Here is a 22,977-nt window from a genome sequence, read left to right as displayed (position 1 = left end):
ACAAGGTGTGGCGAAAAAAAAGCGACATCATTTGATGTCGCTTTTTTTATTGTTAATATGAATTAGATTTTTTACCCGTTCATAGATATTAAGAATTCTTCATTGTTTTTAGTCTGTTTAATACGATCGCTAATGAATTCCATTGCTTCAATAGGATTCATGTCTGCGAGGTATTTGCGCATTACCCACATACGCTGTATTGCGTTATCACTCAGTAGTAAATCATCACGTCGTGTACTTGAAGAGGTAAGGTCTATAGCGGGGAAGATTCTTCGGTTTGCAATCTTACGATCTAACTGAAGTTCCATGTTACCGGTACCTTTAAATTCTTCAAAGATTACTTCATCCATTTTAGATCCTGTTTCAGTTAAAGCTGTGGCTATAATGGAAAGAGATCCTCCGTTTTCGATATTTCGGGCAGCACCAAAGAAGCGTTTTGGTTTATGTAAAGCATTTGCATCAACACCACCGCTTAATATTTTGCCAGAAGCTGGCTGTACGGTATTATATGCTCTCGCAAGACGTGTGATAGAGTCAAGAAGTATTACAACATCATGACCACATTCTACAAGACGTTTTGCTTTTTCAAGAACGATATTGGCTACGCGAACATGCTCGTGAGCTTCTTTATCAAAAGTCGAAGCTACCACTTCACCTTTTACGTTGCGTTGCATGTCGGTGACTTCTTCAGGACGCTCATCGATCAGTAAAATCATTTGGTATACTTCGGGGTGATTTGCTGCGATAGCATTGGCAACATCCTTGAGCAACATGGTTTTACCCGTTTTTGGTTGCGATACAATCATACCACGCTGTCCTTTTCCTATAGGAGCAAAAAGATCCATTATGCGTGTTGAAATTGTGCTTTGACGCTCTCCGATATTGAATTTTTCTTTCGGAAATAAAGGTGTTAAGTGCTCAAAAGAGACGCGATCACGAACTACACTTGGGTCAAGGCCGTTAATTTTTGAGACCTTAATAAGGGGGAAATATTTTTCACCTTCTTTCGGAGGGCGAATGACTCCGAGAACAGTATCTCCGGTTTTTAAACCAAATAATCTTATTTGAGACTGAGAAACATAAATATCATCTGGAGATGATAAGTAATTGTAGTCTGAAGAGCGCAAGAAACCATAACCGTCTTGCATAATATCTAATACACCTTCACTTTCTATTAAACCATCAAACTCATAATCTGGCTCTCTGTAGCGATTACGGGTATCTTTATTTCCGTTATCGTTATTGTTAGAGTTGCGATTATTATTGCGGTTATTGCTGTTGTTACGGTTGTTATTCGAGCTGTTGTTAGAGTTAGAATTACCGTTTGTATTGTTGTCTTTGCTAGGGCGATTTTTTGAATTGCCAGCATTAGAATCTTTTTGAGGTCTAGGCTTAGATTGCTTAGCGTCAGGTTGTTTGTTGTCAGGTTTCTGAGAATTATCTTTATCAGATTTCTGATTTCTAGGTTTACGCTGTGTGTTTTCTGACTTTTCTTCTTTCTTAGCAGAAGCAGCCTGAGTATTTTTTGTATCCTGTTTTTTATCGCTATTGCTTTCTTTAGCAGGACGTGTACTTTTTTTATTGGTGCTCTTCGGTGCAGATTTGTTTTCTGGAGCTTTTGCTTTTGCAGGAGTTTCAGATGAAGTTTCTTCTATAACTTCTGCAACCGCCTTAGGATCTGCGGCTTGTTGATCAAGAACTTTATAGACCAGATCCAGTTTTTTAAGCGATCTGTATTTAGGGATGTCTAAGCCTTTAGCGATTTCCTGTAATTCAGGTAGCTTTTTGGCTTTTAATTCTGAAATATTAAACATTAACTATAAGTATGAATTTCTGTATTGAATTGATTTGAATGCGATCAAAAAATTTTGAGAGAAGATCTGAGAAATTTTTTGGCGAGTAAGTAACCAACTTAGAAGCGGTTACACTTTCTATTGCAATTATACAACAATATTTTTTATTAAAATGAGTATAGTCTGAAAGAAGTTTATATTTTTGTCGCTCTCAACTAAGGAAAGAAATGATTCAACGTATACAAAGTGTTTACTTAATTCTTGCAGTTATTGTGTCTGCCGGTTTACATTTTGCAATACCGGTTTACAGCACATCATCAGGAGAACCTGTTTATGCAGTAGCACATTTAGAGTTGGTTGCTTTGTTTTTTGGAAGTGCTCTTCTTTCTTTAATAACAATTTTTTTATTTAAAAACAGGAAGCTTCAGTTTGTTCTGGGCAGATTGAATATAATATTGAACTTTATTTTGCTAGGTGTATTGGTTTACCAGTCGCAAATCTTATCTGGAGGGGCGGCGGCCCCGGAGAAAGGTATTGGGATGCTAATCCCCATCATTTCTATCGTTTTTATCGCTTTGGCTAACAAGGCAATTAAGCGGGATGAGGATCTTGTAAAATCTGTTGACCGGTTGCGATAGACCTAATATCTTAGTTAATTAGTGCGAAAGCCCTGCTAGTATGCCAACTAGCAGGGTTTTTTAGTTGTCGCGTGGTTAGCGTTTCATCTCTATAACCTCTAGATTATCTATTTTACCTTTATCTACGGTAAAGCGTAGCATTGTACGTACTTTATGAAAACCATGTTTTCCTATCGCGCCAGGATTCATATGGAGTAAGTTGAGTTTGCGGTCTGGCATTACTTTTAGAATATGAGAATGCCCGCATATAAATAATTTTGGCGGATTGGCTCTTAGCTCTTCTCGAATTGCGGGAGAATACCTTCCGGGGTATCCGCCGATGTGGGTTATTAAAACATCTACCTCTTCACAAATAAAGCGATTGTTCAGTGGGAACTCTTTTCTTATTTCGTGATCATCAATATTCCCAAAAACAGCTCTTAGAGGTTTTACTTTCTGCAGCGCTTCAGTTACAGCCAGATCCCCTATGTCACCTGCATGCCAGACTTCATCGGCTTTTTCGGCGTAAGCCAGAATACGTTCGTCAATATAACTATGGGTATCACTAAGAAGCAGTATTTTTTTCATATCAGATAAAGAATTCTCAAAATTAGAAGACCTCTTGCAAAGATGTATCTTTGCAACTTCAATCACAAACAGAACGCTTGCGGTATTTTATAGACATAGCTTATGATGGCGGGCCTTACCACGGGTGGCAGCGTCAACCTCAGAGTATTACAGTTCAAGAAGTTTTAGAAGGGGCACTTTCTACATTATTGCGCAAAGAACTTAGTCTAGTAGGAGCAGGCCGTACCGATGCCGGTGTTCATGCAGCACAATTGTATGCACATTTTGATTATGAAGCAGCCTGGACCCCGGAAGAAATGAAGCACTTGCAGTTTAGATTGAATCGTTTTTTACCGGAAGCAATCGCGGTCAATTCCATACTTCGAGTAGGTGATGAAGCACATGCGCGTTTTGATGCTACAAGAAGAAGTTATGTGTACAAGGTGCACACATTTAAAAATCCTTTTATGGTAAATCAATCTTATTTTTTTGAGAAAGAATTAGATTTGAATAAGATGAATGAAGCGGCTCATTTTCTTTTAGGTAAGCAGGATTTTAAGTGTTTCAGTCGTTCTAATACAGACGTTAAAACTTACCTTTGTGAGATTTTAGAAGCGCAGTGGATCAAGCAAGAAAATAGCTTGCTTTTTAAAATTAGTGCAGACCGTTTTTTACGCAATATGGTGCGGGCGGTGGTAGGAACTTTGCTTGAAGTAGGTTTAGGCAAGTTAAATCCTCAAGATTTAAAAACGATTATAGCAAGCAGAACGCGTTCTGAAGCTGGAGCTTCTGCTCCAGCACATGGTTTATACCTTACAGAAGTACGCTATCCTGAAGAAATATTTTTACCCTATGGCAAGTAGTAAAGGAAATGCATTTGATTTTGGCTTGTTTAAAAAACTCTTGAGTTACACAAGCCCTTATAAAATGCGCATGTATTTTGTGGCAATATCAGCGATTCTCATTTCAATTTGTGCAGTATTACGTCCTGTATTTATCGAATATGCGATGGACGAAGGTATGCAGCCTAAAGATATGGATACGCTGATCTATTTCATAGGTTTAAGTTTTCTGGTGCTTATAGGAGAATCCCTTTTTCAACTGCTTTTTATCTACTTCGCAAACTGGCTGGGACAACAGGTGGTACTTGATATCAGAACCCGACTCTTCAAGCATATGATTTACTTTAAAATGCAGTATTATGATAAATCTGCTGTAGGGCGTCTGGTAACCCGTGCGGTGAATGATATCGAAACGATTGCGAGTATATTCAGTCAGGGACTGTTTATGATCATAAGCGATTTGCTTAAAATGCTGGTTATTGCCGGGGTTATGTTGTATAAAAGTTGGCAATTATCGCTTATTGTTTTTGTGATCCTTCCGTTTATACTTTATGCAACGCGGGTATTTCAGAAGAAAATGAAGGTTGCTTTTGAAGAAGTACGTACGCAGGTTGCTAATCTCAATTCGTTTGTACAAGAGCGGGTAACGGGTATGAAGATCGTACAAATTTTTTCACGTGAGGAAATTGAACAGGATAAGTTTAATGAAATCAACAAAAAGCACATGGCTGCGTGGAATAAAACCGTGTGGTATAACTCTATTTTCTTCCCTATTGCCGAAGTTGTAACTTCAATAACCATAGGATTACTCGTATGGTACGGTGGTTTACGAGCGGTAGAAAGCGATGTGATCACAATAGGTTTAATTACTGCATTTATTCAGTTTTCTCAAATGTTATTTACGCCGCTGCGTCAGATCGCAGATAAATTCAATACCCTGCAGATGGGAATGGTCGCTGCAAATCGTGTTTTTGGAATTTTAGATACAGATGCACGTATTGATGATGAAGGAACTCACGTATTGAGTAACATCAAAGGAGATTTAAGTTTTGAAAATGTACGTTTTAGTTATGTTGCTGATGAAGAAGTTCTTCGCGGAATAAATCTAGAAGTTAAAGCTGGAGAAACCGTTGCTATTGTAGGTTCTACCGGTGCAGGGAAATCTACAATTATTAACCTCTTGGGGCGTTTTTATGAAATAGACAGTGGTGTAATTAAAATTGACGGGATTGATATAAAAGATGTTGAAGTCGCTTCGTTGCGATCTGAGATAGCAGTCGTTCTACAAGATGTATTCTTATTTGCAGATTCGATATTAAATAATATTACTCTCAATAACCCGAATATCACCGAAGCAGATGTTATAGCCGCTGCCAAGGCAATAGGTGTAGATTCTTTTATATCTAGTTTACCTAACGGATATCATTATAATGTAAAAGAGCGAGGAGCAATGTTATCTAGTGGTCAGCGTCAACTTATAGCATTTTTGAGAGCTTATGTGAGTAACCCAAGTATTTTAGTACTTGATGAAGCAACCTCTTCTGTAGACTCTAACAGTGAGCATTTAATTCAGAAAGCGATTAATAAAATTACAAAAGGGCGTACTTCAATTGTGATAGCTCACCGTTTAGCAACTATTAAAAAAGCTGATAAAATCATTGTGATGGAAAAAGGTCAGATTGTAGAAATGGGAAGTCACAAAGAATTGCTCAATGTAGAAAATGGTCATTACCGTAATCTGCACGAAGTACAGTTTGCTGCAAATAAACAGCCGGCTTAGGTTTTTGCTTGGTTAGCAGTTTTAATATTTTCGATGAGTTCGTCAAACATTCCCATTTTAAACATTATAATTCCTACTATTATTGAAATTATAAAGAAGAACAGGCTGCCTATAAGAGCAAAAAGTGAGGTTTTTAAGATTAGCTTTTTAAAATTTAAGCCGTAAAGCCTTTTAAGTACGTAGCATAAATAAATGACGTAGCCTATCGTTCCCACAAAACTGAAAAAGATATAGATTGAAGGTGACCAGATAGTAAGAATTGCTAAAATGTAAACTGTAAGGTTGATGTGGCTAAACGCATAAAGGTAAATTACCACATGCTCCAGATAATTAAATTGTTTATAATTCCAGAAAACAATTCGTGAAATAAAGGCTAGAATAGGAATGCTGAGAATACTTAATAATGCCTGATATTCATTGATGCCAGTAGTTAATTGTTTAACAAAATCTAATTGAGCCTTATCTTGATTTTGAATCGTTTCAGATGAGATGTTTTCAAAAATAGAATCCATAAAATATTCTCTTAGGATAAAAACATAAATACCAGCTATTGAAAGAGATAATGCAAAATAACCAAATGCAGACATATACTTCTTTCGCACGCCATTTATATATCCACCTATGACATCTTCAGGATTTCGATAAAGTGCTATAAAGGTTTTAGGGAATGCACCATCAATACTCAAAAATCTATCGTTAAAATCTTCAAGTAGATTTTTTGTGGTAATTCTGTTCTTAATAATTTTCCCACCACATTGATCACAAAAAGCAGCATTAGGGTTCAGATTTTTTGAACAATTTCGGCAGTAATCAACTACGACAAGTGTACTTTTTGATTTTTCAGTATTCATAGTTTTTAGCTGAGATCCTTTCTTAAGATCTCAATAAGTTCAGTTAAGTCTTTGAAAAGTACAAATTCGCCATCTTTCAAATAACTGATGTTTCCGGTTTCTTCACTTACAACGAGTGCGACAGCATCAGTTTTTTCTGTAATACCTACAGCAGCTCTGTGACGCAGACCAAAACGTAAAGGTATATTTCGCTCATTAGAGACTGGTAAAATTGCACGTGTAGCAACTATGCGGTTGTCTTCAATGATTGCGGCACCATCGTGAAGCGTAGAGTTTTTGAAAAAAATACTTTCCAGAATGGGGCGGTTTACTTCAATACTCATCTCATCACCTGTTTGCTTAACAAAATCAAGGTGCGTTGTGCGTTGAATAACAATTAGAGCACCGGTACGGGTCTGTCCCATTTTTTCACAGGCATCAACGATCTCTTCAACTTTGGTGTCAGAATTGTCTTTTGCTTCGTCCTGAAGGAATTTAATATGCTTAAGAAAACCTGTTTTTCTGCCAATATTCGTAGAGCCAATCATCAGTAGAAACTTTCTGATTTCTTGTTGGAAAACTACAATCAAAGCAAACATACCTGCTCCGATGAATTGCCCTAAGATGGTACTTAGCATTTCCATCTGAAGCAATTGTGTGATTTTCCAGATGACCCAAATAATACAAATTCCCAGAAAAATATTAATTGCTACGGTCCCTTTTACCAGTTTGTACAGGTAATAGAGTAGGGTAGCAACTAATAAAATATCGACTAAATCGAGTATCCTAAAATTTTCAAGAATGTCCAAAGGTCAAGCTGTTTTTGTAAAAATAGGGCAAAATATGCGGTTCTCTTAGTTAATATAAAGGATAATATAGAAGCTCAAAAAATAATACACTCAATAAAAACTATAAAAATAGTTGTTTAACTAGATTTTTCGTTTTATGTTTGTTGTAAGCTAATAGTTAGGATGTTAGTTGTTAATAGTTTTTAGATTCAGACTTGTATAAAAAAAACATGGAAAAGTTAACTAATAAGGAAGAAGAGGTAATGCACGTCATATGGAAACTTGAAAAAGCTTTTGTAAAAGAAGTGCAAGCAGACTTAGAGGAAGAAAATCTGCATTATAATACAGTTTCTACAATAGTGCGTAATCTAGAAGAAAAAGGTTACGTAGGTCACAAAGCCTTTGGTAAAACACACCAGTATTACCCTCTTATAAATAGAGATGCGTATGGAAAGAAGTTCTGGAACGAGGCTACCAGAAGATTTTTTGATAGTTCCTATAAAAACATGGTTTCATTTTTTGCTAAAGAAGAAAAAATAACTGCAGACGAGCTTCGGGAAATATTAGAAATTATCGAAAAGAAAAATTAATATGGCTGTATTAATTTACATATTTAAAAGTGCTGCTATTCTAAGCTTGTTTTTTATGGCTTATGTTTTTTTGTTAAAAAATGAGACTTTTTTTAAAACAAACAGGCAGTTTTTATTGGCAGGAATAGTAGCTGCTCTCATTGCACCAGCATTGGTTTTGACTAGAACTATTTATAAAGTACCTGTTGAAGATTTTGATATTCCAGAAGAATTACTGCTTCAAGCTCAGGCTTCACCTGTGGTAGAAGAAACTTTTGACTTTTGGCAATTGGGTGTCTTCATTTATACACTAGGAGTCGCTGTGATGTTTTTTATTTTCATTAAAAAACTGATTCAGATTTTTTCTTTTTTAAAGAATACTCGTCAACAAACAAGCAATGGCTATCATTTTGTGCAGATAGACGGTCTGGATGCTCCTTTTTCATTTTTCAATTATATTGTATTAGATGCGCAAGCGCATAGTGAAGAAGAGTTGGAAATGGTCCTATTACACGAGAAGGCTCACGCTAATCAGCGACACAGTTTCGATATGTTTTTGGTACAATTTGTTATCATTATACAGTGGTTTAATCCTTTAGCATGGTTGTATAAAAATGTAGTTGTACAAAATTTAGAATACCTCGCAGATGCTACCACAGCCAGACAAATAGAGAATAGAAAAAATTACCAGCTTGCTCTGGTAAAGGTTGCAGCGCCTAAACTGGTGCCGGCACTGGCCCATTCATTTTATCAATCATTCATCAAAAAACGAATAGTTATGTTAAATAAGCAATCATCAAGCGAATTTAGAAAGTGGAAGATTCTCCTTATTGTGCCTGTGCTCGGTGCATTTATGTGGAGTTTTAATGTAAAAGAAGAGGTTAAATTTAAAGTTGAACCACTTTCACACTCTGAAGTAAAAGAATCTGAGACTGCTTTAATCATATCACCTTCTCAAACAGAAAACCAAAACCAGAAAAATCTTTCTGAAATTATTAAAGATCATCCCAAGCAACTAGTCACAAAAACCGAACAAACCTCTCCGAAAGCTTTTAAGAAGGTTATCACTCCTAAAATGACAAAAGGAGATATTGAGCAACTTGTAAAAGAGTTAGATTCTGATTATAATATAGAAATGGATTTCTCTAAGTTGAGTTATAACAACAACGGAGAGATTACTCAAATTTCAATCTCTGTTAAAGATCGTAAGACCGGAAACAAAGCTACCGCAACTTATAATACAAATGATAAGGCATTAACAAATATTGTAGTTTACCGAACCGAAGATGGAACATTTGGCGTAGTATCTGGCCATAATACGATAGTTCAACGTTCAAAATTGAGTGCGGCAGAATTGCAAGAACGAGAGCAGGAAATGCAAGAGCGCAGACAAGAGATGGAAGAACGTAAAGCTAAAATTATGGTGCGTAGAGAAGAAATGAAGAATAGACTTAATGATTCTACTAGTGTGACTGAAAAGATCAAAGAGCGTATGGTAGAGATGGAATTGCGTAAGGCTGAAATGCAATCCAGAATGGAAGAACGTAAAGCAGAAATGGAATTACGCAAAGCAGAAATAAAGAAGCGAAGAGCGGAAATGTTGAATATGTCTGATGATAGTGTTTTTTTTCAAAGAAGACCAATTAATGCTTCTGAATATAAATCAAGTGATTCTAAGTATCACATAACTTATAGAGGAAAAGGAAATCTAAACGCGAAGGCTTTATTTATTATTGACGGAGAAGAGGTTGATGAATATGAACTTAAAAATATAAACCCTGACGACATAGAATCTATAGATGTTATAAAGAGTGATAATGCAATAGAGCTGTATGGTGTAGAAAAAATGAAAGGTAAGAAGGGGGCTATTTTAATTACTACCAAAAAGGCAAATAACAAAAAGTAAATAATCTCCATCAATCAAATCTAAAAAATCCGCTATAACCTTTTTTACAGCGGATTTTTTGTATTAGATAATCTTTATTAAAATACTCAAAAGCTTTCACCAGACCTGGTCTAAAAAGATGAAAATTGAAATTTGGTTCTATTTTCATTCAAATATTCTCTACGATTTTATAAAAGTATCTAAAATGCATCTACAAAAGTTACAGTTGTTAGGTTATTTTGATAAATTAGTTTCACTTATAAATAGAGTTTAAGAGTTTATGGTTTCAGTATTTATGATAAATCATTTTCTAACTTACGATTGTGTAGTCAATTACATTAATATCTAACTAAAACCTTGTAGGACTGATTTTTACTCCCGTAATTGTGATCAAATCAATTATTAACAATCAAAAATCACAGTTATGGTCACATTAATTTTAACAATCATCGAGACAATTTTTGGATAATCACAAATTAGTCTTAACACCTTCTGTAAGCGCGCGCAGAATCGTGTTAAAACCTTAAATTTGAGAGAATATCAAAAAAAAAATGTAGAAATTAAAGGACTCTTAAACTATGAAGAAAAGTTTTTTTAAGGCATTAGCTAAAGTCAATAAAAAGATACTTCCCAGCTTTACCAAAAAAGAAGTTGATTTGGCAAAAGCCAGCAAATTACAATTGGCACTTTTTGGCTATAAACTTTGGGTTACTAAAAATGCTTTAGATTAGTAATGAATAAGACTGTGTAATGCATAGTTTCCAAGTTTTTTACGTCCTTCTAAAAATCCCAGTTCCATTAAAAAATTACACTGAACGACAGTTCCTCCACATTTTTCAATCAATTCACAAGCAGCAGCAGCGGTACCACCGGTAGCTAATACATCATCATGTACAATTACCAGATCACCTTCAGAAATGCTGTTCTGTTGAATTTCTATTGAATCTTCACCGTATTCTAGCGCATAAGTTTGTTTTTCAATTTTTCCCGGTAGTTTTCCAGGTTTCCGAATGGGAACAAATCCCAAACCCATTTTTTGAGCTAGCAAGATACCCAGTAAAAAACCACGACTTTCTATTCCTACAATTTTTGTGGCATTAAAACCGTACAAACCTTTGGCTAATAGATTAATCGTTTGGGCAGTTGCCTCGGGATTAGCAAGTAGCGGATTGATATCTTTAAAGATTACTCCAGGTTTTGGGAAGTCTGGAATGTCTTGAATATATTTTTTTAAATTCATTTTTTGAAGATATAGCATTTAAGCTGAAAATAAATATAAATACGCAGTATTAGAAAAATTATAACTTCTCTTTAGGTTAGGAAGGCTACTAAACTTAACAAAGGTTTTAGCATTTCGAGTTGTAGTTTTGTGTCAAATTAGAATTAAGAAAATTTATGCAGGTTATATTACTAAGTCAAATATTCGCGTCATTTTATGGATTTTTAGGAATCGTTTTGGGTGCTTTTGGAGCTCACACGTTAAAGAAAAAATTTACATCTGAGCAGATGGCCAGTTTTGAAACCGGGGTAAAATATCAAATGTATCACGCTATTGTGCTTTTGGTTCTAAGTTTCAATTTAGGTTTTAATAATACATTAGATCAAACGATTATTATCTTCTTTATAGTGGGTACTTTTTTGTTTTCTTTCTCCATTTATGGTTTATGCTTAAGCGGAGCATTTGGTAAGAAATTGAGATTACTTGGGCCTGTAACCCCTTTGGGTGGTTTGTTTTTAGCTACCGGCTGGTTATTACTGCTCTATTCTTTCCTTGAAAATTTCATATAAAAAAAGACCTCATAAGGAGGTCTTTTTCAATGATTTGGGATCAAAGGCTTAATTATTATACAGATACAGCGAAGATGCTGACGTAAGCGCATTGTTTACACTAGGAGCAACGTTACCACTTGTGCTAAGTGCATTGCTAAACCCTAGTACTGCTCCAGTAGCTATATCGGATACAAATACAGTTTTTGTTTTGTGATCATAAGCCACATCAATAGGATTATTCATTAAAGTACTTAGCCCTTCAATAATATTTTGATCGGTAAGACCTATTGTCCCGCCATCTGCAGTAGCTTCGATCACGGTACTAAAATCTTGTATTACATTAATACCACCATCTAGAGCTCCACCTGCTGCAAGACCTATATCTGTCATTACTAAAACATCATCAGCTGCACTATATGTGATACCATGTGTTCTGGTAATACCGGCTATGCTTACTCGTTTTGTAGGCATAATGCTTCCATCCATAGTATTTGTAAAGAAGTCTTCAAATATTGCTAAATCGCTAGTTGTATCTACGACAGCTAGTAAGTCATCCCCTTTAAATGTTATCCCCCAAACCGGGAAACCAGGGTCAAAAGTATTTTCTAATGTGAAAGAGCTTCCTGTATAAGAATATACATAGAACATATTTGCAGGGTTATCTGCAACAACTACTTTATTACCATAAACAGCTATTTCTCGTGGACTGGAAGTTGCTAAATCACCTGTAAAAGCTGCAGTAGCAATTGCTCCACTCATCACAGACATAAAGTCGCTGTAGTATTGAATTTCACCTTCAGATCTAGAACCTTGTAATAATGCGTCACTTAATGCATTATAATAAATTCCCTCAGTAGAAGATGAAGCAGTGGTAACCGTTTTAAGCATTGCACCAGTACCGTCATAAACAGTTACATCACCATTAGCAGTTGATGTAGTATACAATCTTGTAGTTTGATTCATAGAAGCCATACCGGTATTACCGTCAGTTTCTTCACTCGAGAAATAAATTGAAGAAGCGGCTGCAAGGTCCATATTAAATGAAGGAGTCAGGTTTCCTCCATCGCCTATATCTGTAAATCCAAGAACTTTCCCGTTTCCTACTTCAGCAATATAAATAGCACCAGTTTCTGAATCGTAAGCTACATCAATAGGATTGCCCATCAATGTAGAAGAACCTGCCACGCGAGTTTGCATACTTACCGGCAAAACATCACCATCAGAAAGTGCATCAAATTTTGTTGAAAAGTCATTGATCACATGAAAACCACCATCGTCTGTTGCATTAGATGCAGCGCCAATATCTGTCATTATCATAACGTCATCAGAGCCGTTGTAGGTTAAACCGTGAGTTCTCACGATACCTTCAATGGTAACACGTTTAGAAGGTCTCATAGTGCCATCCATCGCATTAGCAACAAAGTTTGAAAATACGGCAAGGTCGCTAGAGCTATCCACTACAGCATACAAATCGTTTCCTTTAAAAGTGATTCCCCATACAGGAAATGGAATATCAATTGTATAATAAAGAGAAAAACTGTTTCCCGTCTTATAGTATACAAAGAACTTATTTTCACCGTTATCAGACACCACATAATAAGCGCCATTTACAGCCAATTCACGAGGACTATTTAAGTCTGCAAATGTGCTGAAAGAGCTATTAATAGTAGCGTTTCCTAGCGTACTTGTGCCCGCATATGCGTCTAGCATCAAACCCGAGCGTGAAGCTTGTACAAGAAGATCAGACTCCGCGTCATAGTAAATACCTTCTGCAGCAGTTGATGCAGTAGTGTAAGTAACTAGAGAATCTCCAGAAATACTATACTTAAATATATTACCATCATTATTGTTAGTAACATAAAGATCAGCACGTCTTCCAGGGTTAGATACTACCTCACACGGTCCACAAGTACCACCGCAGTCTACGCCGGTTTCATCACCGTTCATAATACCGTCTCCACAGGTAGGTTCTACCACTACCACTGTGCCGTCATCATCATTATTACAAGCGGTTGCTAAAAATAGCAACATTGTGAAAATGCTAATTTTTGTAAAAATTGTTTTCATAAATTGTTGATTTGATTAGAAATTTTAATAAATCTTTTGTCAGATTCATCAAAATATACGGAATCAACAACTCATTAGGTTTTCTTAAAAATGCTAAATAATAGTTAAAATATTTAAAAACAGTTATTTACCTTTTCAATCAATTTGGAATTCAGCCCAAAGCGGGTAATGGTCAGAAAGGATGTAAGAAAGGCTTCTTTTGCTCAAACCTCTGTTTGATAATGCATAGGGTAAAAAATTATAATTACCACCAGAACTAAAATTCATAGATAAGTTGCTGTTAGCCGTAGCGTCTCTAAACCAACCAATCTGATCGTAGTATTTTGTTTCATTAAAGATAGATCGGGTAACACTGTTATCCTGCAGTTGAGGAGGTACGTATAACCCTTCAGATAGAAAGGTTTTATCTAAAAGGTCACTACGTTCATCAATGTTAAAATCTCCCAGTACAATCATATCTTGATGATAGGCATTCAGATTATTTGTCCATTCTGAAAGCCAACGAGCAATTGCTTTAAGTTCAGGTATACGTTCAGAAACTTTTTTACCATATAAAATATGCAAGGTCACGAGAATAAAAGTTTTGTGATTTGATTTAAAACTTACAGCGTAAGGTGTGCGTGCAAATTGTTTTTTTAGAGCATTGTCACTTATCTCATCGACCCAATCTTCAGGAATCACCAACTCACAAGCGAGACCAGAAAGTTGTACTCTGCGAGTATCAAAGATAAATGCGATACGTTCATCATTACCGGGGTTACCACGTGTGACATCGGTTAAAATTAGTGACCAATGACTTCCTAAAACTTTGAGCGTATCTCGCAGAGCCCTAAGATTAGATTTTACTTCTTGAATGGCAATAATATCAAATCGTTTTAAAATGGCTGCTATACACAAGATGGCACTTAGATCTCGTTTAGGACTATCATCAGATTCACTGTACCATTTTCTTGTGAGGCTTCCAAAATGTCTAATGTTCCACGTTGCGATTAGTAGGTTTTGATCTAGTTTTTTTGCAGGAATTTTTGCTGATAAATCAAAGTTAAGAGCGTTGAGGTTCTCTTGAACTTCAAAAGGAGGTATATCATAAATTGCAGGCATAAGATTTTTTTAAATCTAAATTACTGAATTTAAGAAGTTTGTGTATTTTTTTTGAAATAAAAAATCCCTGAGCAAATGCTCAAGGATTTAAATGTATATAATTTAACGTTGAATTTTTCACTATTGAAGGCGGCTAATCCAAATAAATAAATGAAAACATTTTTTCAAACGCTACTATTATAATAGACGATAGTATTTTTGAAGTGTTACAAGTATTTTTGAATTAATGTAAAATTAACGTTTAAAAATTTTAGAAAGGCCATTTCCTTAAGTTTGAAGCACTGTCCCAAAACATAAATTCTAGTTTAGTTGCTGCTAAAAAAGCTTCGTGCATGCGTTCTTGTTGCGCAGTGGTACAAGTTGCTGCTACACGGTCACAAGTGTTGATTGCTTGATTGACTAGGATTTCAAATTCTTCTCCAGAATAAGTTTCAATCCATTTTTTATACGGGTTTTCTAGGTCACTCTGATTGTTATAAATAACATCACCAACAGCTTTATAGATCCAAAAGCAGGGGAGGACGGCTGCCATTGCTACTTCTACCTGATCAAGAGCAGCGGTACTTTTTAAGTAATGCGTGTAATGATGCGTTACCGGACTTATTTCAGTATTTTTCTCAATATTATATTCTTTAAAAAACGATTCGTGCAATGCATTTTCTACTACAATTGCGCCTTCTGCAAAACGGCTAAAGCTAAGTATGTCTTCGACTTCGTGAGCTCTTGCAGCGATAAGAGATAAAGCTCTTCCGAAGTTTTCAAGATAGGCAGAATCTTGTCTGATATAATATTGAAATTGCTCCAAAGGGAGACTGCCGTCAGTCAATTGTTTAATAAACGGCATATCTAAAATTTTAGAATATATGGGTTGAATACGGCGCCAGGTGGTTTCACTCCATTTCATTTTTAATAAGCTTTTGAGGATTAAAAAAGTGATTTAACGGTCCGTTGCCTTTACCTATTTTCACATCTTTTGAATGAAAAATAGCCTGATGCACATAATCTTGACCAAGCTTTACGGCTTCTAATAAAGATTTTCCTTGAGCGATATAAGAAGCAATTGCTGAAGAAAGTGTACATCCTGAACCATGCATATTTTGGGTTTCAAATTTTTCAAACTCAAACTCGTGAATGTTTCCAGAAGTGTCAAAATATAGAGAGGTGAGAACATTGGTTTTTAAATGTCCGCCTTTTAATAGAACAGATGTACAACCTAACTCCATGATCTTTTGGCCGGCCTCGCGCATATCCTTTAGATTTCCAACATTCATTTTAGCCAGAATAGCAGCTTCATCCATATTAGGAGTAATGACCGATGCTAAAGGAAATAAATCGTCAACCAGCTTTTTAATAGTAGGGTTTTCAATAAGTTTATGACCACTTGTAGCCACCATTACCGGGTCAAAAACAACCGGAATATTTTGAAGTTTCTTTAATTTTTCGGCAATAGTAGTTACCAATTGTGGAGTATGAACCATTCCTATTTTTATTGCGGAAGGGATAATATCGTCAAAAATAGAATCCAGCTGTTCTTTAACGACATCAGTAGGAATTGAGAAAATAGATTGAACGCCTTGTGTATTTTGAACCGGAAGAGCTGTGAGTACCGTAGTTGCATAGCAACCTAATGCAGATATTGTTTTAAGATCTGCCTGTATACCAGCACCACCGCTTCCATCAAAACCCGCAATACTTAAAACAGATGGGTATTTATAAATACTCATAAATTAAATTTTATGAGTTGCAGCTCTATTATTAATTCCTTGATCAATTTCCTGCTTGAGTAGTTGTGCAGCCTTAAGCGGATTTGAATCGCTACAAATAGCCGAAACCACCGCGATACAATCTGCACCAGCTTCAACTACTTTTTTAGCATTTGAAGCTTTCATATTTCCTATTGCTACCAGCGGTTTTTCTGTTTTTGAACATATACTTTGAACTCCATCGATCCCCCAAGTTGTTACGGTGTTGGTTTTAGTATCAGTATTGTAAACCGGACTGATTCCTAAATAATCTGAAGAATAGGTTTGCTCATTATATAGTTGTTCCAGATATTCAATAGAGTAGCCTAAAATCTCACATTGAGGCCATTGCTTTCTAATTTCAGTAGGAGTTAGGTCTGTATTTCCTACGTGAATTCCTGCTGCACCACTTTTTATAGCAACCTCAAGATTATCATTAATTATTAACGGAATCTGATAGCGATCTAAAACCTTTTTCAGCTCTACCGCTTTCTTTAGAAACTGTGATGAAGCGTCTTTTTTTTCGCGGAGCTGAATAATATCAACCCCACCTTTTATAGCTTCTTCAGCTACTTTTATAAAGTCATAATGGGGACAAGCTTCTTCAGAAATCACAAGATATAAACGATAAGGAAAAGATTTTACGTTCATTTAAATTGAAAATTTTAAGGTTTCCTCAAACTCCTGTTCTTTTATTGAATGCAATTTATCTAGAATATTCACCTGAAGACTACCCGGCCCGTTACTGGATTTAGCAGCTAATTCTCCAGAAACACTCATCAAAGCTGTAGCAGCAACAGCAGCTTCCGTTTCGTTAGGTATAACTCCTATAAAAGCTGCGAGGATAGCCGTTGCTGAGCAGCCCATTCCTGTTATTTTTGTCATTAAGGCATTTCCATTATGAATTTTAACCTGTTGATCTCCATCAATAATAATATCGGTTTCTCCAGAAATCACAATAATGGCTCCGTAAGTTTTATTTAGAATTTGCCCTGCATGCACTGCTTCGGTACTGGCTGATGTACTGTCTACACCTTTTGTTTGTGTTTTATTCAGCTTAGCTAAAGCTTGTATTTCAGAAGCATTTCCGCGAATTGCTGCAGGTTTCAGTTCAATAAGTCTGCTTAAAACTTCGTCGCGATAAGGAGTTGCTCCTGCACCTACAGGATCTAGTATCCAGGGTTTGTTATTATGGTTTGCTTCAGTAGCAGCGATGAGCATAGATTCTACCCAGTATTCATCTAGTGTGCCTATGTTGATAACCAGTGCATTGCATATTTTTTGCATTGCAGCCATTTCAGGGTGCGCGTGCGCCATGATAGGTGATGCGCCAACAGCTAATAATGCATTAGCAGTATTATTCATCACTACATAATTAGTAATGTTTTGCACTAATGGTGCTTGTTTTCTAACTGTTAATATGTGTGAATAGAGTAACTCTTTCATTAAGTATAATTTTTAAAATGATACGGCTAAAGAGTTCCTCTAAAAAGGAAGTTAAATACAATACTTTTCCCTACGCCGGTGTTAACCATACAGGTTCAAAGGGACTGTCTCAATTCTAAAAAATTAGAATACCCCTAAAGCCAAATCAAAGATAAAAGTTCTTTTCAGAACTTAAGTAAATGAATTCTTGTTATTTTAATATGTGTAAGCTAATTCATTGACGGGTTGGTTGTCTTCAAACTCAAATAATCTAGAATAATCCATCACATTAGATATTCCGTCTAACTTGCACAGTACAGCAACCGCTTCGCACATTCCATTAAACATAACTTCTTTAGAATTGCGGTCAACAAGCTTATTTGTTTTGTGGGATAAGGGGAGTGTATAGCCACAGCCTTTTAAAAATGCAGATTCAATTTGAAGCAACTCAAATGGAGTATAGCCATTTAATTTCTTACCAAGCGCTTCATTTACCTTGCCTACGTAGGAGAGTTTTAAAGAACCATGACCATCTGTAAGATGTTTCCAGATATCTGTATTGTTTAGAATGTTACCCACAGCACAACTCTTACAACATTCAGGATTGAGAGAATCGCTGTGAAAAGCTAAGTAGAGTTTATTTATTGCCTGTTCGAGGCGAGGTGGAGTTTTCATAACAAACATTTTATATAAAATTACAAAATAAGCGGCTAGGGATTTGGTATAAAATCAATAGAATTTTTTGTACAGTAATTTATTTTTTTAGCTTTAACATAAATATAACAAATGAAGTTTAGAATGGCTAAAAAGAAATACACCTTAGTTTTTTTCTTTCTTGCATTCAGTATTTCTACTTCTCTTTCCGCAAACATTTTTCGGCAAAACATTGATCGAGAACTTATTTATAAACAAATAGAAGAATCAAAAGAGCTCGTATACAACGATTATTCTGGGGCTTTAGAATTATTAAGTAAGGCTTATAAGGAATCTCTTGAGCTAAACGATTCTTCGCTAACTGCTGAAGTTTTATATGCTGCTGGATGGATCTATTATATCAAAGGTGAGTACGATGATTCTCTTACACATTTTTTAGATGCTTTAGATTTATACAGAAAGTCAAATAATGATGAAGGTATTGCTAAATCCTTGAAAGGGCAGGGATTAGTAGTTCAAGCGATAGATAGACATACTGAGGCGCTAAAGATATTCGAGCAAGTTTTACGCATTTATGAAAAAATTGAAAAACCTCAATTGACGGCCTCCGCGTATATAAATCAGGGGATTTCTTATTTGGAATTGAATGATTATGCGAATGCAGAAAAAGTACTCAATAAGGCTTTTGTAGTCGCAAAGCGTTATGATCTAACCGGGATTAAACATCACTATTACAATAAATCTGGAGAGGTTGCATTTCAACAAAATAAGTATTCTAAAGCTTTAAACTATCATCAGGAGGTTATAAAAGATAGCATTAATGCTAATGATTGGGAGAAATCTTACGCTTATGCCGGGGTAGCTCAAGCTTACCTAAAACTTGGGGAAATAAATCTTGCGGAAAAATATGCTCTGCGAGCTGTAGCCTTTGCTAAAGGCTCAGAATCAATATGGGATTTAGAAAGAAATACGGCAATACTATCAAATATTTACAAAGCTCAAAATGATCTGGAAGCGGCATTTGAAGCGCTCAGTTTAAACCAAAAATACAGGGATTCGCTATATAATATAAAAACAGCACAGCAGGTTAATATTATGCATCTTGAAGAAAAAGAGTTAGAAAATAAGCGACTAAATGATGAGGTCATTTTAAAAGAAAAAGAACTTGTACTTACACGATTACAACTTTTTGGAGTTATAATCTTGACGATTCTACTTGTAGTAATCCTTTTTCTAATTTGGAAAAACTCAAGGCAGAAAGAAGTTTTTTCTGAAGAATTACGTCAAAAGAATGAAGTTATTGAACGAAACCACGAGATCATTCTCAAGCGCAACATAGCTTTAGATAGTCTTAATGCAAATAAGGATAAACTTTTTGCGATAATATCTCACGATTTAAGATCTCCCATACTTTCCATTCAACAGTTACTAGCTATGAATGAATCTGAGATGATAAGTCCGGAGGATTTTAAAATTCTTAACAGTAAGTTGAAAGAACAGGTCAATGCGACTTTAGTTATGATAGACAATTTATTACAGTGGTCTCATTCACAATTAGACGGAGTTTTGGTAAATCCCGTTATGGTAGATTTACACCCTAGCGTGTTGACAGTCATAGAAATTTATAAAGCAGGAGCAAACTTTAAAGACATAAAAATTAACGTTGAACAACCAGAGTCTATACCTAAAATAAAAGTTGATAAGGGACATTTATCTGTGATTTTACACAATTTGATCTCAAATGCGCTGAAATTCTCTTACAGCGGTAAGGATATTTTTATAAAATATCTTGTAGATGAAAATTTTGTTACCCTTATCATTATTGATCAAGGGACCGGTATCTCAAAAGAAAAGATTGAAGAATTAAAGTTGTCGCAAGATCAGGTTCTATCTAAGTTAGGTACGGGTATGGAAACTGGTACTGGGCTTGGCCTTATGATGGTTAAGCAATTTTTAGAGCTTAATGAAGCTAAATTAGATATCAAAAGTAACCCGGGAAAAGGAACAGAATTTAGGATATCATTCAAAAAAGACTAAGTTTCAGCTTTCTTGAATTTGTTATTAATAGTTCGCGGTTGTTTATCGTTTTGAACCAGAATTACTGAGCGAAAAGAAGAGTATAGTTTGGGCAGATTTATAAAGCCTTTAGTATAAAAATTAAATGTAAAAATAAGTTTTAATTGTCTTCCTTACGGAAACATATCGCAACGACAGGCGTACCACTGTTTTGTGAATTTTTCAAGCTCGTCAAGATATTTATTAATAGCTTCTAAGCCTTCCGTGATATGTTTATGGTCCTGTAATTTAGGATATACTAGTGTTGAAACAACGCTGATTTCAGAAGGAATGAGCATATTTTTGACACGTTCTTCTAAGATATTAAACTCATTATGATTGGGTATTTGTAGCTGAAGCATTTTTTTAATTCTGAGTGAAGCTTAAAGGTAATTAATCAAAAGCGTTTAAAAAAAGGATACGTATCGCGATTGAAAATCTTAACGAGATCATTTTTAAATTATGTACTACATATTAGATTCTTTTTATTTATTTTTAGAAAAAAATATCATTTCAATTCTTATGAAGCAGATTATCATCGCTTTACTGATCACAAATATATTAGCTGGTTGTAAAACTGAAAAAAAGGAAGAAAAAGAATCACAAGTTGTCACTGATGCTATAATTGCGAATCCCATCCTTGATGGCTATTATGCAGATCCTTCGATAATTCAGGAAGATGGCAAATTCTACATATACGCTACTAAAGATCCTTGGGGAAAAGACGATTTAGCTTTTTTAGAATCTTCAGATTTTAAGAGTTGGGAATTAAAAGAATTGAACTGGCCTACTAAAGAAGCCTGTACAAGTCCTACTTCAAACGGATCTATGGTCTGGGCACCTTCGGTTGTTAAAGCTAAAAATGGGAATTACTATATGTATGTTTCTGTAGGTAGTGAAGTCTGGGCAGGAGTGGCTAAAAGCCCCGAAGGACCTTGGAAAAACGCAAAGGATGATAATACACCTCTGATTACACGAGATCTATTTCCAGAGTATCATATGATAGATGCGGAAGCATTTATTGATGATGACGGACAAGCTTATTTATACTGGGGCTCTGGGCTAGATTGGGTAAACGGTCATTGTTTTGTGGTTAAGCTCAAAGAAGATATGATCACATTTGATGGAGAGATTAAGGATGTTACACCAGAAAATTATTTTGAAGCTCCAGTAATGATAAAAAGAAATGGTACCTACTACCTAATGTATTCTGACGGAAAAGTGATTGAAGACACCTACAAAGTGCGTTATGCAATAGGGGATAATCCATTTGGTCCATTTACGGAGGCTGAAACAAGCCCTATTTTAAGTACGGCTTCAGATTCTATAACCTATAGCCCTGGGCACCATACGGTATTTTCGAAAGGAGGGCAGGATTATATCCTATATCATAGGCATTCTGCAAACTCACCGGAATCTACAGATTTGCTTCGAGAATTGTGTGTTGATAGTTTAAACTTTACTAAAGACGGACTTCTTAAAAAAGTAAAACCATCAGGTATAGCTCCCTTTTAATACTGAATAATGGACTGGGTTAATTGATCTATAGGACTTTTAATAAATATACCTATCTGATAATCCCTATTTTTAAACTCCTCGATAATAAGATCTTGAGTGTAATACGCTATAGATCCTATAAAGTGCGTAGGGTATTTTTTGAGCTCTTTCTGATAGGCATACAGTTGCTTATCCATAAATTTTTTAAGTTCATGGTTTAACATCACGTTTATAAAAGGCTCATTCCTGTTTTCTATAGCAAATCTCGCAAACCCTGCCAGATATTTATTGGGAAACGGTCTCTGATATAAGTGTATCAAAACCTCTTCCAATTGCGGAGTAAAAGTGGTTTCAAATTTAGCTTGAAGTGTTACAGGCATCAACTGGTTAAAATAGGCTTTAAGTAAAGCTTTACCGATTGCGTTTCCGCTACCTTCGTCGCCTAGCATATATCCTAAAGAAGGGTTTTTCTGAATTATTTTGGTTCCATCAAAAAAGCAGCAGTTAGATCCCGTTCCTAAAATACAAACGATGCCGGATTGGGTAGTAGCTGCTTCTACAGCAGCATCGAGATCACCTCTTATCTGAATTTGGATATCAGGACTGAAAAAATCTTGAAGAATCTTTTTTAGTTTTTCGTCGGTCTCCGGCGTTCCGCAACCGGCACCAAAAAAATAGATTTTTTCAATTTGCTCCTTATTATTAGCTAATGCTTTTTCGTTTTCTAAGACCTTTTTAAGTTCTCTAGAATCCAATACCATAGGGTTAATGCCCAAAGTCTGAAATTGATGCAGGACTGATTTAGTTTTATCAATTATCCGCCAGTCACATTTGGTAGATCCACTTTCAGCAATTAAAATCATTAAAGAAAAATTAGATTAATAGTAAAAGGGCGCCGTTTTTTGTAGACGCCCTATTTTCACCAGAAACAATTTAAAAAAACTCAAAAAACTCTCGTTTTAATTCGCTGCCATAGTTTCACCAGAACTACAGTT

23 protein-coding genes and 1 riboswitch are annotated in these 22,977 nt (G+C 35.5%); of the genes, 9 read left to right on the top strand and 14 right to left on the bottom strand.

The genetic code is table 11. The annotated features are described in order from the left end of the window. Positions 1-71 precede the first annotated feature (71 nt). Entirely contained in the window at positions 72-1,814 is a 1,743-nt protein-coding gene (gene rho, locus DSM03_RS13105) for a transcription termination factor Rho (RefSeq protein ID WP_128762221.1), read from the bottom strand. Between the two features lie 206 nt (positions 1,815-2,020). On the opposite strand from rho, the gene DSM03_RS13100 reads away from it, so the two are divergent. Beyond that, positions 2,021-2,431, top strand: coding sequence for a DUF4293 domain-containing protein (locus tag DSM03_RS13100; protein WP_128762220.1), 411 nt, complete (start codon positions 2,021-2,023; stop codon positions 2,429-2,431). Between the two features lie 75 nt (positions 2,432-2,506). Here DSM03_RS13100 and DSM03_RS13095 read toward each other — a convergent pair whose 3' ends face one another. Beyond that, positions 2,507-2,998, bottom strand: coding sequence for a metallophosphoesterase family protein (locus DSM03_RS13095; RefSeq protein ID WP_128762219.1), 492 nt, complete (start codon positions 2,996-2,998; stop codon positions 2,507-2,509). A gap of 50 nt (positions 2,999-3,048) precedes the next feature. Here DSM03_RS13095 and truA point away from each other — a divergent pair, with 50 nt between their 5' ends. Together truA and DSM03_RS13085 are read left to right on the top strand one after the other, a co-directional pair. Further along, the gene (gene truA / locus DSM03_RS13090) at positions 3,049-3,840 is read left to right on the top strand and encodes a tRNA pseudouridine(38-40) synthase TruA (RefSeq protein WP_128762218.1); all 792 of its coding nucleotides are present in this window, start codon (positions 3,049-3,051) and stop codon (positions 3,838-3,840) included. After that, the gene (locus tag DSM03_RS13085; protein ID WP_128762217.1) at positions 3,830-5,599 is read left to right on the top strand and encodes an ABC transporter ATP-binding protein; all 1,770 of its coding nucleotides are present in this window, start codon (positions 3,830-3,832) and stop codon (positions 5,597-5,599) included. Before truA ends, DSM03_RS13085 begins: the two co-directional genes overlap by 11 nt. On the opposite strand, the gene DSM03_RS13080 is transcribed toward DSM03_RS13085, so the two are convergent. Beyond that, positions 5,596-6,450, bottom strand: a complete 855-nt coding sequence (locus tag DSM03_RS13080) for a DUF3667 domain-containing protein (RefSeq protein ID WP_128762216.1) — start codon at positions 6,448-6,450, stop codon at positions 5,596-5,598. The two genes, DSM03_RS13085 and DSM03_RS13080, sit on opposite strands and share 4 nt — an antisense overlap. A gap of 5 nt (positions 6,451-6,455) precedes the next feature. After that, positions 6,456-7,238 (bottom strand): diadenylate cyclase CdaA, encoded by a 783-nt coding sequence (gene cdaA / locus DSM03_RS13075; protein ID WP_128762215.1) that lies wholly within the window; start codon positions 7,236-7,238, stop codon positions 6,456-6,458. Between the two features lie 209 nt (positions 7,239-7,447). On the opposite strand from cdaA, the gene DSM03_RS13070 reads away from it, so the two are divergent. The 3 genes from DSM03_RS13070 (at position 7,448) to DSM03_RS13060 (ending at position 10,402) form a co-directional block, all read left to right on the top strand. Next, the gene (locus tag DSM03_RS13070) at positions 7,448-7,807 is read left to right on the top strand and encodes a BlaI/MecI/CopY family transcriptional regulator (protein WP_128762214.1); all 360 of its coding nucleotides are present in this window, start codon (positions 7,448-7,450) and stop codon (positions 7,805-7,807) included. Between the two features lies 1 nt (position 7,808). Next, the gene (locus DSM03_RS13065; RefSeq protein WP_128762213.1) at positions 7,809-9,692 is read left to right on the top strand and encodes a M56 family metallopeptidase; all 1,884 of its coding nucleotides are present in this window, start codon (positions 7,809-7,811) and stop codon (positions 9,690-9,692) included. A 557-nt stretch (positions 9,693-10,249) separates the two neighbouring features. Further along, positions 10,250-10,402: an SsrA-binding protein gene (locus DSM03_RS13060; RefSeq protein ID WP_128762212.1), complete on the top strand. Its 153-nt coding sequence runs from the start codon at positions 10,250-10,252 to the stop codon at positions 10,400-10,402. Here the strand turns inward: DSM03_RS13060 and DSM03_RS13055 are convergent. Continuing rightward, on the bottom strand, positions 10,399-10,911 hold the full coding sequence (locus tag DSM03_RS13055; RefSeq protein ID WP_128762211.1) for an adenine phosphoribosyltransferase: 513 nt from the start codon (positions 10,909-10,911) through the stop codon (positions 10,399-10,401). The two genes, DSM03_RS13060 and DSM03_RS13055, sit on opposite strands and share 4 nt — an antisense overlap. A gap of 155 nt (positions 10,912-11,066) precedes the next feature. Between DSM03_RS13055 and DSM03_RS13050 the strand changes: the two genes are divergently transcribed. Further along, complete coding sequence (locus tag DSM03_RS13050) at positions 11,067-11,459, top strand: DUF423 domain-containing protein (RefSeq protein WP_128762210.1); 393 nt, start codon at positions 11,067-11,069, stop codon at positions 11,457-11,459. Positions 11,460-11,507: 48 nt separating this feature from the next. Here the strand turns inward: DSM03_RS13050 and DSM03_RS13045 are convergent, their stop codons facing one another. From DSM03_RS13045 to DSM03_RS13015, 7 genes are all read right to left on the bottom strand, one after another. Further along, positions 11,508-13,508, bottom strand: coding sequence for a hypothetical protein (locus tag DSM03_RS13045; protein ID WP_128762209.1), 2,001 nt, complete (start codon positions 13,506-13,508; stop codon positions 11,508-11,510). Between the two features lie 135 nt (positions 13,509-13,643). Continuing rightward, the gene (locus DSM03_RS13040) at positions 13,644-14,609 is read right to left on the bottom strand and encodes an endonuclease/exonuclease/phosphatase family protein (protein WP_128762208.1); all 966 of its coding nucleotides are present in this window, start codon (positions 14,607-14,609) and stop codon (positions 13,644-13,646) included. A 250-nt stretch (positions 14,610-14,859) separates the two neighbouring features. Further along, on the bottom strand, positions 14,860-15,513 hold the full coding sequence (gene tenA / locus DSM03_RS13035; RefSeq protein ID WP_128762207.1) for a thiaminase II: 654 nt from the start codon (positions 15,511-15,513) through the stop codon (positions 14,860-14,862). Next, positions 15,500-16,333, bottom strand: coding sequence for a bifunctional hydroxymethylpyrimidine kinase/phosphomethylpyrimidine kinase (gene thiD / locus DSM03_RS13030; RefSeq protein ID WP_128762206.1), 834 nt, complete (start codon positions 16,331-16,333; stop codon positions 15,500-15,502). The genes tenA and thiD overlap by 14 nt, the downstream gene beginning before the upstream one ends. A 3-nt stretch (positions 16,334-16,336) precedes the next feature. Further along, positions 16,337-17,002, bottom strand: a complete 666-nt coding sequence (thiE, locus tag DSM03_RS13025) for a thiamine phosphate synthase (protein WP_128762205.1) — start codon at positions 17,000-17,002, stop codon at positions 16,337-16,339. Further along, entirely contained in the window at positions 17,003-17,797 is a 795-nt protein-coding gene (thiM, locus tag DSM03_RS13020; protein ID WP_128762204.1) for a hydroxyethylthiazole kinase, read from the bottom strand. A gap of 50 nt (positions 17,798-17,847) precedes the next feature. Continuing rightward, positions 17,848-17,943, bottom strand: a riboswitch (TPP riboswitch). A 49-nt stretch (positions 17,944-17,992) separates the two neighbouring features. Beyond that, positions 17,993-18,451: a Na(+)-translocating NADH-quinone reductase subunit F gene (locus DSM03_RS13015; protein WP_128762203.1), complete on the bottom strand. Its 459-nt coding sequence runs from the start codon at positions 18,449-18,451 to the stop codon at positions 17,993-17,995. A gap of 111 nt (positions 18,452-18,562) precedes the next feature. Between DSM03_RS13015 and DSM03_RS13010 the strand changes: the two genes are divergently transcribed. Further along, on the top strand, positions 18,563-20,467 hold the full coding sequence (locus DSM03_RS13010; RefSeq protein WP_128762202.1) for a tetratricopeptide repeat-containing sensor histidine kinase: 1,905 nt from the start codon (positions 18,563-18,565) through the stop codon (positions 20,465-20,467). 152 nt (positions 20,468-20,619) lie between these two features. Here the strand turns inward: DSM03_RS13010 and DSM03_RS13005 are convergent, their stop codons facing one another. Beyond that, entirely contained in the window at positions 20,620-20,847 is a 228-nt protein-coding gene (locus DSM03_RS13005) for a hypothetical protein (protein WP_128762201.1), read from the bottom strand. Between the two features lie 160 nt (positions 20,848-21,007). Between DSM03_RS13005 and DSM03_RS13000 the strand changes: the two genes are divergently transcribed. Continuing rightward, positions 21,008-22,000, top strand: coding sequence for a family 43 glycosylhydrolase (locus tag DSM03_RS13000; RefSeq protein ID WP_128762200.1), 993 nt, complete (start codon positions 21,008-21,010; stop codon positions 21,998-22,000). On the opposite strand, the gene DSM03_RS12995 is transcribed toward DSM03_RS13000, so the two are convergent. Then, a complete protein-coding gene (locus tag DSM03_RS12995) occupies positions 21,997-22,845 on the bottom strand; it encodes a BadF/BadG/BcrA/BcrD ATPase family protein (RefSeq protein WP_128762199.1) in 849 nt (282 codons plus the stop codon). The two genes, DSM03_RS13000 and DSM03_RS12995, sit on opposite strands and share 4 nt — an antisense overlap. Positions 22,846-22,977 lie beyond the last annotated feature (132 nt).

The sequence above is a fragment of the Leeuwenhoekiella aestuarii genome (assembly GCF_004104055.1).
In the GTDB taxonomy this organism is placed as follows: Bacteria; Bacteroidota; Bacteroidia; order Flavobacteriales; family Flavobacteriaceae; genus Leeuwenhoekiella; species Leeuwenhoekiella aestuarii.
Note: the sequence above shows the minus strand (reverse complement) of the source record. Positions and strands in the feature narration are given on the sequence as shown.